12 protein-coding genes and 1 riboswitch are annotated in these 13,470 nt (G+C 54.8%); of the genes, 8 read left to right on the top strand and 4 right to left on the bottom strand.

Going from position 1 to position 13,470, the window contains the following annotated elements; all coding sequences use genetic code 11:
- The first annotated feature begins 1 nt into the window (after position 1).
- Positions 2-607, top strand: a complete 606-nt coding sequence (leuD, locus tag ACU8YC_RS14315; RefSeq protein ID WP_446895467.1) for a 3-isopropylmalate dehydratase small subunit — start codon at positions 2-4, stop codon at positions 605-607.
- 42 nt (positions 608-649) lie between these two features.
- Here leuD and ACU8YC_RS14310 read toward each other — a convergent pair whose 3' ends face one another.
- The gene (locus tag ACU8YC_RS14310) at positions 650-1,828 is read right to left on the bottom strand and encodes a sugar efflux transporter (protein WP_252838418.1); all 1,179 of its coding nucleotides are present in this window, start codon (positions 1,826-1,828) and stop codon (positions 650-652) included.
- 108 nt (positions 1,829-1,936) lie between these two features.
- Positions 1,937-2,065, bottom strand: a complete 129-nt coding sequence (gene sgrT / locus ACU8YC_RS14305) for a glucose uptake inhibitor SgrT (RefSeq protein WP_003018817.1) — start codon at positions 2,063-2,065, stop codon at positions 1,937-1,939.
- A gap of 99 nt (positions 2,066-2,164) precedes the next feature.
- Here sgrT and sgrR point away from each other — a divergent pair, with 99 nt between their 5' ends.
- The 4 genes from sgrR (at position 2,165) to thiQ (ending at position 7,275) form a co-directional block, all read left to right on the top strand.
- Entirely contained in the window at positions 2,165-3,820 is a 1,656-nt protein-coding gene (gene sgrR, locus ACU8YC_RS14300) for an HTH-type transcriptional regulator SgrR (protein ID WP_252838419.1), read from the top strand.
- A gap of 46 nt (positions 3,821-3,866) precedes the next feature.
- Positions 3,867-3,990: riboswitch (TPP riboswitch) on the top strand.
- 30 nt (positions 3,991-4,020) lie between these two features.
- Positions 4,021-5,004, top strand: coding sequence for a thiamine ABC transporter substrate binding subunit (gene thiB, locus ACU8YC_RS14295; protein WP_187259106.1), 984 nt, complete (start codon positions 4,021-4,023; stop codon positions 5,002-5,004).
- Positions 4,980-6,590 carry a thiamine/thiamine pyrophosphate ABC transporter permease ThiP gene (thiP, locus tag ACU8YC_RS14290; RefSeq protein WP_446895466.1) on the top strand — a complete coding sequence of 537 codons (1,611 nt, stop codon included), beginning with the start codon at positions 4,980-4,982 and terminating at the stop codon, positions 6,588-6,590. The genes thiB and thiP overlap by 25 nt, the downstream gene beginning before the upstream one ends.
- Entirely contained in the window at positions 6,574-7,275 is a 702-nt protein-coding gene (gene thiQ / locus ACU8YC_RS14285) for a thiamine ABC transporter ATP-binding protein ThiQ (RefSeq protein WP_151224544.1), read from the top strand. Before thiP ends, thiQ begins: the two co-directional genes overlap by 17 nt.
- Positions 7,276-7,332: 57 nt before the next feature.
- Here thiQ and ACU8YC_RS14280 read toward each other — a convergent pair whose 3' ends face one another.
- On the bottom strand, positions 7,333-8,100 hold the full coding sequence (locus ACU8YC_RS14280; protein ID WP_151224543.1) for a DedA family protein: 768 nt from the start codon (positions 8,098-8,100) through the stop codon (positions 7,333-7,335).
- A gap of 119 nt (positions 8,101-8,219) precedes the next feature.
- Complete coding sequence (gene araC / locus ACU8YC_RS14275; protein ID WP_151216725.1) at positions 8,220-9,065, bottom strand: arabinose operon transcriptional regulator AraC; 846 nt, start codon at positions 9,063-9,065, stop codon at positions 8,220-8,222.
- A 340-nt stretch (positions 9,066-9,405) separates the two neighbouring features.
- On the opposite strand from araC, the gene araB reads away from it, so the two are divergent.
- From araB to araD, 3 genes are all read left to right on the top strand, one after another.
- Positions 9,406-11,115, top strand: a complete 1,710-nt coding sequence (gene araB, locus ACU8YC_RS14270; RefSeq protein WP_414438343.1) for a ribulokinase — start codon at positions 9,406-9,408, stop codon at positions 11,113-11,115.
- A 10-nt stretch (positions 11,116-11,125) separates the two neighbouring features.
- The gene (gene araA / locus ACU8YC_RS14265) at positions 11,126-12,628 is read left to right on the top strand and encodes an L-arabinose isomerase (RefSeq protein ID WP_446895465.1); all 1,503 of its coding nucleotides are present in this window, start codon (positions 11,126-11,128) and stop codon (positions 12,626-12,628) included.
- Between the two features lie 97 nt (positions 12,629-12,725).
- Positions 12,726-13,421, top strand: a complete 696-nt coding sequence (araD, locus tag ACU8YC_RS14260; RefSeq protein WP_286541061.1) for an L-ribulose-5-phosphate 4-epimerase — start codon at positions 12,726-12,728, stop codon at positions 13,419-13,421.
- Positions 13,422-13,470 lie beyond the last annotated feature (49 nt).

The following is a 13,470-nucleotide window of genomic DNA, read 5'->3' as shown; positions in this document are numbered from 1 at the left end:
CATGGCAGAGAAATTTACCCAGCATACCGGCCTGGTTGTCCCACTGGATGCCGCCAACGTTGATACCGACGCTATTATTCCCAAACAGTTTTTGCAGAAGGTTACTCGCACCGGTTTTGGCGCTCATCTGTTCAACGACTGGCGTTTTCTGGACGAAAAAGGCCAACAACCTAATCCTGACTTCGTGCTGAACTTCCCGGAATATAAAGGTGCGTCAATTCTGCTCGCGCGGGAAAACTTTGGCTGCGGCTCATCTCGCGAACATGCGCCGTGGGCGCTGACTGATTATGGCTTTAAAGTGGTGATCGCCCCAAGCTTCGCCGACATCTTCTACGGCAACAGCTTCAATAACCAACTGCTGCCGGTCACCCTGAGCGATGCGCAGATTGATGAACTGTTCGATCTGGTAAAAGCCAATCCGGGGATTAAATTTGAAGTGGATCTCCAGACGCAGGAAGTGAAAGCGGGCGAGAAGTCCTATCGCTTTAAAATCGACGACTTCCGCCGTCATTGCATGCTGAATGGTCTCGACAGCATCGGGCTGACGCTGCAGCATGAAGCGGCCATCACTGAGTACGAAGACAAGCAGCCGGCGTTTATGCGCTAGACCTTGTTATGCCGGATGCGCATATTGCATCCGGCAACGTCATTACACGTCCTTCACCCGCCCGGTCATCATCAGCGTGACCATAGAAATCGCCGCAATCACCCAATAAACGGCAAAATGCCCGTAACTTTGCGCAACAGCACCCTGAATCACCCCCGCGAGGATGACGCCGGTCGAAATACTGTTGGTAAATAATGTGGTCGCTGAACCCGCACGTCCGGGCATTAGATCCTGAAACCACAGCATGCCTATCCCGGCAATAATGCCGATGAAGATCGCGTTAAACAGTTGCAGCACCAGCAGTGCCGTCCGGCTATGAAAGAAGATCAGCCCAAGGTAAAACAGCACACCTGCCGCGACGGCGGCGATCATCATTCGTCGTTTACCAAAGCGCTTCACGTAGTAGCCCGCCAGAATCATCGCCGGAATTTCCAGCCCGGCCGCCGTCCCCATCAGGATCCCGGCCAGCTTGTCCGGCAAACCCAGCTCAAGGCTTATCCACAGCGGCATATCGATGATGTACATGGTGTTGCAGGTCCACATCAGCGTGGAGGCAACAAATAGCATACGCACATTTTTGTCCTGCCAACCGCCGGTCTGTTCCAACGGCACGTCAACGGGCTGCTCCACCCGAGCGACAGACGGCAGAATCAGCGCAATCAGCACCAGGCTAATGGCAAAAATCCCTGCGGCAATAGAAAACATTGCCGTGAAGCCGTAATTCAGCGCCAGCATGAAGGCCAGCGGCGGTCCGATCACCCAGGCCAGCGAAAGCTGCGCACGCATCACCGAACTAAACATCACTACTTCACGCGCGGAGTTATCCGCATATTCCCTCGCCAACGCAAACAACTGCGGCATGGCTGTATTCGCCAGCGAGGCCAACAGCACACCACAGGTGATCAACGTGAGATAATGGCGATTGAAGGCAAACAGCAGCGCGTTGCCAATCGCCATCAGGCAGCAGAACATGATCAGCTTACGCCGATCGCCCTGGCTGTCGGATCGTTTCGCGAGGCCAAGGCTGACGACGATCCCGACAATCGCATTGACGGTATAAAACAGCCCGACCCAAAATGGCTGCACTCCGACTTCACGGCTCAGGAACAGACTCAGAGTGGGTGCCTGCAATGCCCCCGCCACGCCCATCATAAAAGCGACCAGCATAAATGCCGCGTAAACGCCGTTGAGGCGCCGTCCCATGGTCATAATCCAGAGCATATCTTTCCTTTTAAGCGCAGCTGAAACGAAAAAAGCCAGCAGATAATACCTGCTGGCGCGGCGATTAACACCAATACTCAGTCACACATGATGTCTGCAATTTCCAATTCAGGAGTCAGATGTCATCTCCCACTGCATCAGCTCTTCGAGCATCTTTAAGCGCTGCGGTGCGCTCAGGCAAGCCAACCAGGACGATTTTTCTGTCGTGGTAAAGTACTTCAACCAGAACTGACGCATAGATGACCCCTTCGTTGTCTCATCGCTTCATCGGAATCTATTATTGGCTTAATATAGGGATTATAAAATTGCTGAGTTTTCCGCAGGAGTTCCCCTTTTATGTCTTCTGGTCGTTTGCAACAACAGTTCATCCGTCTGTGGCAATGCTGTGACGGCAAAACGCAAGACACGACGCTGAACGAGCTGGCGGAACTGCTAAGCTGCTCGCGCCGCCATATGCGTACGCTGCTTAATACCATGCAAGATCGCGGCTGGTTAACGTGGGAAGCTGAAGTTGGACGAGGTAAACGCTCGCGACTGACATTCCTCTATACCGGGCTGGCGCTCCAGCAGCAGCGCGCGGAAGACCTACTGGAACAGGATCGCATCGATCAACTGGTGCAACTGGTCGGTGACAAAACGGCCGTACGGCAAATGCTGGTCTCCCATCTGGGTCGCAGCTTTCGCCAGGGTCGGCATATCATGCGCGTTCTCTATTATCGCCCCATGCACAACCTGCTGCCCGGCACGGCATTACGCCGCTCCGAAACCCATATCGCCCGGCAAATCTTCAGCGCCTTAATTCGGGTAAATGAGGAAAATGGGGAACTGGAAGCGGACATTGCCCATCACTGGCAGCAAATTTCACCTTTACACTGGCGATTCTTCCTGCGTCCGGGGATCCATTTTCATCATGGCCGCGAACTGGAAATGGCAGATGTTATCGCCTCACTGATGCGCATTAACAGCCTGCCGCTGTACTCACACATCACGCAGATCGTCTCTCCCACGGCCTGGACGCTGGATATCCATCTGGCCCAGCCAGACCGCTGGCTTCCCTGGCTATTGGGGCAGGTCCCCGCCATGATCCTGCCGCGAGAATGGGAAACGCTAAACAACTTCTCCAGTCACCCGATTGGTACCGGTCCGTATGCGGTAATACGAAACACCAATAACCAACTGAAAATTCATGCATTTGATGATTACTTTGGCTACCGGGCCCTGATCGACGAAGTTAACGTTTGGGTATTACCTGACATCGGCGAAGAGCCAGGCGGCGGTTTGACGCTACAAGGTCCCACAGAGGATGAAAAGGCGATCGAAAGCCGCCTCGAAGAAGGTTGCTACTACCTGCTGTTTGATTCGCGTAGCCACCGTGGAGCTAACCAGGAGGTCCGCGAATGGGTAAGCCGCATTCTCTCGCCGACCAATTTAATCTGCCACGCCGACGAACAGTACCAGCGACTGTGGTTTCCCGCGTATGGTTTACTCCCCCGCTGGCATCACGCAAAACCCGGCCATGGTGAAAAACCCGCCGGGCTGGAAACGCTGACGATCACCTACTATCGCGATCACATCGAACATCGGATTATTGCGCAGATCATGAAGACGTTGCTGGCGCAGCATCAGGTGCAGTTGACTATTCAGGAGATCGACTACGATCAATGGCATGCAGGAGAAATCGTCAGCGATATCTGGCTTAACAGCGCCAACTTTACCCTACCGCTCGACTTCTCACTGTTCGCCCATTTGTGCGAAGTCCCGTTACTGCAAAACTGTATCTCGCGTGACTGGGAAAACGATGCGGCCCGCTGGCGAACGGGCGAAATGAGCCTGGCTGCATGGTGCCAACAGCTGCTCGCCACAAAGGCCATTGTGCCGTTAATCCACCACTGGCTGATCATTCAGGGGCAGCGCAGTATGCGCGGACTGCGTATGAATACTCTCGGCTGGTTTGATTTTAAATCGGCGTGGTTTGCGCCACCGGATCCGTAGATCCGGCTCTTAATTGCCGCATAGCAACAAAATCATTACACTAACGCCGTTCTCAACGGGGTGCTAAATAAAAACATACACAAAATCATTCGATCTGCGTATGGGCTGAGAGATACCCGTCGAACCTGATCCGGATAATGCCGGCGAAGGGATTTGAGGCTTATCTCAAGTCCTTTGCCACCCAACTCTTGAGGTGCAAAGTGTTTAAAAAATGTCTTCCGCTTTTACTGCTGTGCGCAGCGCCTGTCTTCGCCAAACCTGTACTGACCGTCTATACCTACGACTCGTTCGCTGCTGACTGGGGGCCGGGTCCGACAATCAAAAAAGCGTTTGAAGCTGACTGCAACTGTGAATTGAAACTGGTCGCGCTGGAAGATGGCGTCTCGCTGCTTAACCGCCTGCGCATGGAAGGAAAAAACAGCAAAGCCGACGTTGTGCTGGGCCTGGATAACAATCTTCTGGAAGCCGCTACACAAACTAACCTGTTCGCCAAAAGTGGCGTAGCAAGTGACGCCGTTAACGTGCCCGGTGGCTGGAAAAACGATACCTTCGTTCCGTTTGACTACGGTTATTTCGCCTTCGTTTATGATAAAAACAAGCTGACGAATCCGCCTAAAAGCCTGAAGGAACTGGTTGAAAGCGACCAAAAATGGCGCGTCATTTATCAAGATCCGCGTACCAGTACGCCGGGGCTGGGTCTGCTGCTATGGATGCAGAAAGTCTATGGCGATAAAGCGCCAGAGGCCTGGCAGAAACTGGCGGCAAAAACCGTCACCGTCACCAAGGGCTGGAGTGAAGCCTACGGCCTGTTCCTGAAAGGTGAAAGCGATCTGGTACTCAGCTATACCACCTCTCCGGCTTATCACATCATCGCCGAGAAAAAAGACAACTACGCCGCCGCTAACTTTAGCGAAGGCCATTATTTGCAGGTGGAAGTCGCCGCGCGTACTGCGGCCAGCAAGCAGCCGGAACTGGCCGAGAAGTTCCTCAAGTTTATGGTGTCTCCGGCATTCCAGAATGCGATTCCAACCGGCAACTGGATGTATCCGGTGACGCAGGTCGCCCTACCGTCAGGATTTGAGCAATTGGAAAAACCAGCCACTGCGCTCGAATTTACCCCGCAGCAGGTTGCGGCTCAACGTCAGGCATGGATTAGCGAATGGCAACGCGCCGTCAGCCGTTAATTCCCGGCTGGCTGGTTCCAGGGCTTACCGCCGCCACGCTGATGGTGACCGTGGCCCTGGCCGCATTTCTGGCGCTGTGGTTTAACGCCCCGCAGGGAGAGTGGTTCTCGCTGTGGCAAGATGACTACCTGTGGCATGTGGTGCGCTTTTCTTTCTGGCAGGCTTTTCTATCCGCTGTGCTGTCGGTTGTCCCGGCGATTTTCCTTGCCCGGGCGCTCTATCGTCGCCGTTTTCCAGGACGTCTGGCGCTGCTGCGCCTGTGCGCCATGACGTTAATCCTGCCGGTGCTGGTCGCGGTATTCGGTATTCTTAGCGTCTATGGTCGTCAGGGCTGGTTGGCCTCACTCTGGCATGCCTTAGGGCTGGAATGGACTTTTTCGCCGTACGGTTTGCAGGGCATTCTGCTGGCGCACGTCTTTTTCAATCTGCCAATGGCCAGCCGTCTGCTGTTGCAGTCGCTGGAGAATATTCCCGGCGAACAGCGACAGTTAGCCGCTCAACTCGGGATGCGCGGCTGGCATTTCTTCCGTTTTGTTGAATGGCCGTGGCTTCGTCGGCAAATCCTTCCCGTCGCAGCGCTCATCTTTATGCTCTGTTTCGCCAGCTTCGCCACTGTTCTGTCGCTGGGCGGCGGGCCGCAAGCCACCACCATCGAACTGGCTATTTATCAGGCGCTGAACTTTGATTACGATCCCGCCCGCGCCGCCATGCTGGCGTTGATCCAGATGCTGTGTTGTTTAGCGCTGGTGCTACTCAGCCAACGCCTGAGCCGTGCTATTGCGCCGGGCACCACACTGGTTCAGGGCTGGCGCGATCCAGACGATCGTTTGCACAGCCGTCTGGCCGACTCGCTGCTGATTATTCTGGCCCTGCTGCTGTTGCTACCGCCGCTACTGGCAGTGATTGTCGATGGTCTTAACCGCCATGTGCTGGACGTTCTTAGGCAACCCGTACTGTGGCAGGCCCTGGGAACCTCACTGCGCATCGCGCTGGCGGCAGGTGCGTTGTGCGTCATACTCACCATGATGCTGTTATGGAGCAGTCGTGAACTTCGTGCACGACAGCAGATGCTGGCAGGTCAGATGCTGGAGCTGAGCGGCATGATGATCCTCGCCATGCCAGGCATCGTGCTGGCAACCGGCTTCTTTCTGCTGCTCAATAATACTGTTGGGCTCCCCGAATCCGCTGACGGCATTGTCATTTTTACCAATGCACTCATGGCGATCCCCTACGCATTGAAGGTGCTGGAAAACCCAATGCGTGACGTGACCGCGCGTTACAGTATGTTGTGCCAGTCGTTAGGAATCGAGGGATGGTCGCGCCTGAAAATGGTTGAACTTCGCGCCCTGAAGCGCCCGCTGGCGCAGGCGATGGCATTTGCCTGTGTGCTGTCGATTGGTGATTTTGGCGTAGTGGCGTTATTTGGCAACGAGGATTTCCGCACCCTGCCGTTTTATTTATATCAGCAGATTGGATCTTATCGCAGTCAGGATGGCGCGGTGACGGCGTTATTGCTGCTGATCCTGTGCTTTACACTGTTTACTGTTATTGAGAAATTGCCGGGGCGAAATGTTAAAACTGATTGATATCACATGGCTTTATCACCATTTGCCAATGCGCTTTACGTTGTCAATCGCGCGCGGTGAGCAGGTAGCGATACTCGGGCCAAGCGGCGCCGGGAAAAGCACGCTGCTGAATTTGATAGCCGGCTTTCTCACGCCAGCCAGCGGCACCATGATGATTGCAGGTGAAGATCACACCACCACACCGCCCTCTCTTCGCCCCGTTTCGATGCTGTTTCAGGAAAACAACCTGTTCAGTCATCTGAACGTGCAGCAAAATATCGGCCTGGGCCTTAATCCTGGATTGAAGCTGAACGCATCGCAACGGGAGAAAATGCACTTCATCGCCCGGCAAATGGGAATTGACTCACTGCTGGAGCGACTGCCCGGAGAGCTTTCCGGCGGGCAACGACAGCGCGTGGCGCTGGCGCGTTGTCTGGTACGCGAACAACCCATTTTGCTGCTTGATGAACCTTTTTCTGCACTAGACCCTGCGCTGCGCCAGGAGATGTTAACGCTGGTGGCCGAGGTCTGTCGCGAGAAGCAACTGACGTTACTGATGGTTTCCCACAGCGTAGAAGATGCGGCGCGCATTGCGACACGTTCGATAGTGGTCGCCGACGGGCGCATCGCCTGGCAGGGCGATACGGACGATCTGTTAAGCGGCAACGCTAGCGCCTCGGCGCTATTGGGCATTAAAACCGGATGACAAGTTGGCAGATTTCCCAGGCCGGATAAGCATTAGCGCCATCCGGCAAAAGATTCGTCAGTAACCCACGACTTTACGCAGAATATCGATATACACCGGCATCAGTGGATGTCGCAGCAACGCCACCAACGCAACCACGCCGATGCCGAGCGTCAACGGCGCCAGATACAACAAACGGCTGCGGGGGAAATACGCGGTTAAGCGATCGACAGCCGCTTTGCCGCTGCGCCACAATCGCCAGCAAAACCAACCGCCTACCCACAGCAGCAGCGCCGTCGCCAGCAGCAACCATTTGAAATCCCCGCTCTGCATATCAGCAGGAATATCGATTGCTGCCCCCGCCAGGATACCCGGCAGAAAATAGAACGGTGGCCACAACACACAGCCGATGATATTGGGCACAATAAATTTCGCGACAGGCAGATCCAGCATGCCCGCCACCATCGGCACCAAAGGCCGCGTCGGGCCAACAAAGCGCCCCACCAGGATGGTAAACATGCTGTGCTGATGCAGCGCGTGCTCGGTTTTATCCAGCAACGCCTTGTTCTTTTTCATGAACGACCAACGGTGCAGCGGCTTTTTAAAACGCCAGCCCAGCCAGAAGGAGATCCAGTCTCCCAATAAGCAACCAATGATGCCCACAAGCCAGGCATGCCAGAAGTTCAGTTCGCCACTACCAATCAGCGCCCCCAGCCCCGCCATCATCACGGTACCGGGCAGAATCAGGCCAACCAGCGCCAGCGACTCCAGAAAGGCCACCAAAAGTACGGCGATCAGAGAGTACAGGGCGGACTGGAGAATAAAGTGTTCCAGCAATGCTTGCATAATGTGTCCGTCAGATTTACGAAGCAGGGATTCTGCTAACCCTTCTCAACTTCGTCAAGCCATCAATTGTCTGAATAGATTGCGAGTTATGACAACTTTCAGGACACATCATTCACTTTTTATTCACATCCAGCGCGAAACTCGCTCGGACTGGCGCCGGTACATTTTTTGAAAACGCGCGAGAAATAGAGTTGGTCGTCGAAACCAACATTGCGACCCACCGTAGCAATGGGCATACGCGTCGTACTTAACAATAGCTTGGCCTGGCTGATACGCTGATCCTCGCGCCAGCTTAATACGCTGATGCCCAACTGTTGGCGGAACAGATGCGACAAACGGGAAGGCGACAGGCAGACGTGTTGTGCGACGCTGGCAATATCAAAATTACTGTCCGCCAGGTGATCGCTGATGTACTGGCAGGCATCGCGCACGCGGTTGTCCATAGGTGGGTGCAGCGATTCATTAATGGCTTCCATACGTCGCAGTAATAACTGCTCCAGTAAATTAATCGCCAGCAGCTCGGAATAGCGGCCTTCTCCCTGCCCGGCGTTGATTATCTGCCCAAACAGTTCGTTAAAATGCGGCTGATGCGCTTCGTCCGGACGAAAAAAGCCAGTCTGGGCGAAAATGGCCGGCCAGGTCAGCCACTCCTGCCAATAGGCGCGCGGGCGAAAGTAAACCCACTGGTGATACCACTCACTGGCGTTGGGGTGTCGTCCATAGTGGTGAATTTCTCCAGGAGGAAACAGCAAAATATCCCCGGGACGGCAGACAAACTGCTGACCCTGATTATTGATAACCCCTTCGCCACGGATGGTAAGATTGAGGATATAGCCCTTCATACCCAACGGCCTGTCGATAAAAAAATCCAGGTATCCGTTCGCCTCAATGGGGGTTAATCCAGCCACCAAATGCGCGTTAAACGAATAGCCCGGCAGCAGGGGATCGTTTTGCGTTTCAGCCATAATTTCAATACTCCCTATGTTCTGCTAAGAAACAATTTGTCCATATTACGCCAGACATCATCACCATCGCCCCTGCGGGCCGCTGTGTCTGCGGTAATGGACCATCAACCCCGCTTGTGAAAAGCACTTTGTGAAAAAATATGTACCAAGCCAACGTCAAAACCGGCTAACAAAAGTGTCTATAACTACGGCAGAAATGTCCACATTGATTATTTGCACGGCGTCACACTTTGTGATGCCACAGCATTTTAATCCATAAGATTAGCGGATCCTGCCTGACGGTTTTTATCCCTTGTCACTACTGTTTATCCATACCCGTATTTTTGGATGGAGTAAGACGATGGCGATAACAATTGGCCTCGATTTTGGTAGTGATTCAGTACGCGCGTTGGCAGTGGAGTGTGCCACCGGTGAAGAAATCGCCACCAGCGTAGAATGGTACCCACGTTGGCAGGAAGGTCTGTATTGCGACGGCCCGAACAACCAGTTTCGCCATCATCCGCGCGACTATATTGAGTCAATGGAAACGGCGCTGAAAACCGTGTTGGCCGAACTGAGTGTTGAACAGCGCGCGGAAGTGGTCGGGATTGGCGTTGACAGTACCGGCTCAACCCCGGCGCCTATCGATGCCGAGGGCAACGTACTGGCGCTGCGTCCGGAGTTCGCTGAAAACCCGAATGCAATGTTTGTCCTGTGGAAAGATCACACCTCAGTCGAAGAAGCGGAAGAGATTACCCGTCTGTGCCACACGCCAGGCAAGATCGATTACTCCCGCTATATCGGCGGTATTTATTCCAGCGAATGGTTCTGGGCCAAAATCCTGCATGTGACCCGCCAGGATGACGCGGTCGCAGAGGCCGCGGTTTCGTGGATTGAGTTGTGCGACTGGGTTCCGGCCCTGCTCTCCAATACCGTACGTCCACAGGATATTCGCCGCGGACGCTGCAGCGCCGGACACAAATCCCTGTGGCATGAAAGCTGGGGCGGCCTACCGCCAGCCAGTTTCTTTGATGAGCTCGACCCCATCCTTAACCGCCATCTGCCATACCCAATGTTTACCGATACCTTCACGGCCGACCTGCCGGTTGGCACCTTGTGCGCCGAGTGGGCGCAGCGTCTGGGGCTACCGGAAAGCGTGGTGATTGCAGGCGGCGCTTTTGACTGCCATATGGGGGCGGTCGGCGCGGGCGCACAGCCCAATACGCTGGTAAAAGTCATCGGCACGTCGACCTGCGACATTCTGATTGCCGACAAACACAGCGTCGGCGAACGCGCGGTGAAAGGCATATGCGGTCAGGTTGATGGCAGCGTAGTGCCTGATTTTATTGGCCTCGAAGCGGGACAGTCCGCATTCGGCGATATCTATGCCTGGTTTAGCCGCGTGCTGAGCTGGCCGCTGGAGCAGCTTGCGGCGCAGCATCCGGAGCTTAAGACCCAGATTAAAACCAGCCAAAAACAACTGCTGCCAGCACTCACCGAAGCCTGGGCAAAAAATCCGTCACTGGATCACCTGCCGGTGGTGCTCGACTGGTTTAACGGTCGCCGTACGCCCAATGCCAATCAGCGTTTGAAAGGGGTGATTACCGATCTCAATCTGGCCACCGACGCACCCGCGCTGTTCGGTGGGCTGATTGCCGCCACGGCCTTTGGCGCGCGTGCCATTCAGGAATGCTTCACCGAACAGGGCATTGCAGTTAATAACGTGATGGCGTTAGGCGGCATCGCCCGTAAAAATCCGGTCATCATGCAGGCCTGCTGTGACGTGCTAAACCGTCCGCTACAGATTGTCGCCTCCGACCAGTGCTGCGCACTCGGCGCGGCTATCTTCGCCGCCGTTGCCGCGAAAGTACATGCCGATATCCCGGCCGCTCAGCAAAAAATGGCGAGTGCCGTGGAAAACACACTGCAACCTCACCCAGAACAGGCTCAACGTTTTGAACAGCTTTACCGCCGCTACCAACAGTGGGCGATTAGCGCTGAACAACAATACCTTCCGACTGCCGCTCCGGCGCAACAAGCCCCGGTAGACCTGGCAACCCTGACACATTAAGGACACGACAATGACGATTTTTGATAACTATGAAGTGTGGTTTGTGATTGGTAGCCAGCATCTGTATGGCCCTGAAACCCTGCGTCAGGTAACCCAACATGCGGAGCACGTCGTTAACGCACTGAATACTGAAGCCAAACTGCCCTGTAAGCTGGTATTAAAACCGCTGGGCACGCGTCCGGATGAAATCACCAACCTCTGTCGCGACGCCAACTACGACGACAAATGCGCAGGAATGGTGGTGTGGCTCCACACCTTCTCGCCAGCGAAAATGTGGATCAACGGCCTGACGATTCTCAACAAACCGCTACTTCAGTTCCACACCCAGTTCAACGCTGCCCTGCCGTGGGACAGCATTGACATGGACTTTATGAACCTGAACCAAACCGCACACGGCGGCCGTGAGTTCGGCTTCATCGGCGCACGTATGCGTCAGCAACACGCCGTGGTCACCGGTCATTGGCAGGACAAACAGGCGCACGAACGCATCGGCTCCTGGATTCGCCAGGCCGTGTCCAAACAGGATACTCGCCATCTGAAAGTCTGCCGTTTTGGCGACAACATGCGCGAAGTTGCGGTCACTGACGGCGATAAAGTTGCCGCGCAGATCAAGTTCGGTTTCTCGGTCAACACCTGGGCCGTAGGCGACCTGGTACAGGTCGTGAACGCAATTAGCGACGGCGAAATCAATGCGCTGATCGACGAGTACGAAAGCACCTACACCATGACGGCGGCCACACAAGTCCACGGTGAAAAACGTCAGAACGTACTGGAAGCGGCACGTATTGAACTGGGGATGAAGCGCTTCCTGGAACAGGGAGGATTCCACGCCTTCACTACCACATTTGAAGATTTACACGGCCTGAAACAGCTCCCGGGTCTGGCCGTACAGCGTCTGATGCAGCAAGGCTACGGCTTTGCGGGCGAAGGCGACTGGAAAACCGCCGCTCTGCTTCGCATCATGAAGGTGATGTCAACCGGTCTGCAGGGCGGCACCTCATTTATGGAGGATTACACCTACCACTTCGAGAAAGGCAACGATCTGGTACTCGGTTCTCACATGCTGGAAGTGTGCCCGTCCATCGCGGTGGAAGAGAAACCAATCCTCGACGTTCAGCACCTCGGTATTGGCGGTAAAGATGATCCTGCCCGTCTGATCTTCAACACCAAAACCGGCCCGGCCGTGGTTGCCAGCCTGATCGATCTCGGCGATCGTTTTCGCCTGCTGGTTAACTGCATCGACACGGTACAAACGCCGCACTCCCTACCGAAACTGCCGGTGGCCAACGCATTGTGGAAGGCTCAGCCCGATCTGCCGACCGCATCTGAAGCCTGGATCCTTGCCGGCGGCGCGCACCACACCGTCTTCAGTCACGCGCTGGATCTGAACGATATGCGTCAGTTCGCAGAAATGCACGATATCGAGATCGCCGTGATCGACAACGATACCCGCCTGCCTGCCTTTAAAGACTCGCTACGCTGGAACGACGTGTATTACGGGTTCAAACGTTAATTGTCGAAACGGATTGCCCGGTGGCATTTCATTTACCGGGCCTACAAATCACCGTAGGCCGGATAAGCGAAGCGCCATCCGGCATTCAGGAGTTAACATGCTAGAAGATCTTAAACGTCAGGTACTGGAAGCGAATCTGGCGCTGCCAAAGCACAACCTGGTGACGCTGACCTGGGGAAACGTTAGCGCTGTCGATCGCGAGCGCGGCGTGTTTGTGATTAAACCCTCCGGTGTCGATTACAGCGTAATGACTGCCGGCGATATGGTCGTTGTCAGTATTGCAACCGGTGAAGTGGTGGAAGGTAATAAAAAGCCCTCCTCCGATACCCCAACGCACCGCCTGCTGTATCAGGCTTTCCCCACCATTGGCGGCATTGTTCACACCCATTCCCGTCATGCAACCATCTGGGCGCAGGCGGGTCAGTCTATTCCCGCCACGGGGACCACTCATGCGGACTATTTCTACGGCACGATTCCCTGCACACGGAAAATGACCGAGGAAGAAATCAACGGCGAATATGAGTGGGAAACCGGTAACGTGATCGTGGAAGCTTTTGAGCAACAAGGCATTGATGCTTCGCAGATGCCAGGCGTGCTGGTGCACTCTCACGGTCCGTTCGCCTGGGGAAAAAATGCCGAAGATGCCGTACACAACGCCATCGTGCTGGAAGAAGTCGCCTACATGGGGATTTTCTGCCGCCAGCTCGCGCCGCAGTTGCCGGATATGCAGCAAACCCTGTTAGATAAACACTACCTGCGCAAACACGGCGCAAAAGCCTATTACGGACAGTAGTCTCTGCCGGCACAGGACAACTGTATAAAACCACAGCAAATCTATCAGA

Source organism: Citrobacter sp. VF227 (genome assembly GCF_052950715.1).
This window is presented reverse-complemented; position numbering and strand designations above follow the sequence as displayed.

Excerpts from the sequence above, each read along its gene's own strand:
- leuD (WP_446895467.1), top strand. The coding sequence starts at position 2 with ATGGCAGAGAAATTTACCCAGCATACCGGCCTGGTTGTCCCACTGGAT.
- ACU8YC_RS14310 (WP_252838418.1), bottom strand. The coding sequence starts at position 1,828 with ATGCTCTGGATTATGACCATGGGACGGCGCCTCAACGGCGTTTACGCG.
- sgrT (WP_003018817.1), bottom strand. The coding sequence starts at position 2,065 with ATGCGTCAGTTCTGGTTGAAGTACTTTACCACGACAGAAAAATCGTCC.
- sgrR (WP_252838419.1), top strand. The coding sequence starts at position 2,165 with ATGTCTTCTGGTCGTTTGCAACAACAGTTCATCCGTCTGTGGCAATGC.
- thiP (WP_446895466.1), top strand. The coding sequence starts at position 4,980 with ATGGCAACGCGCCGTCAGCCGTTAATTCCCGGCTGGCTGGTTCCAGGG.
- thiQ (WP_151224544.1), top strand. The coding sequence starts at position 6,574 with ATGTTAAAACTGATTGATATCACATGGCTTTATCACCATTTGCCAATG.
- ACU8YC_RS14280 (WP_151224543.1), bottom strand. The coding sequence starts at position 8,100 with ATGCAAGCATTGCTGGAACACTTTATTCTCCAGTCCGCCCTGTACTCT.
- araC (WP_151216725.1), bottom strand. The coding sequence starts at position 9,065 with ATGGCTGAAACGCAAAACGATCCCCTGCTGCCGGGCTATTCGTTTAAC.
- araB (WP_414438343.1), top strand. The coding sequence starts at position 9,406 with ATGGCGATAACAATTGGCCTCGATTTTGGTAGTGATTCAGTACGCGCG.
- araA (WP_446895465.1), top strand. The coding sequence starts at position 11,126 with ATGACGATTTTTGATAACTATGAAGTGTGGTTTGTGATTGGTAGCCAG.
- araD (WP_286541061.1), top strand. The coding sequence starts at position 12,726 with ATGCTAGAAGATCTTAAACGTCAGGTACTGGAAGCGAATCTGGCGCTG.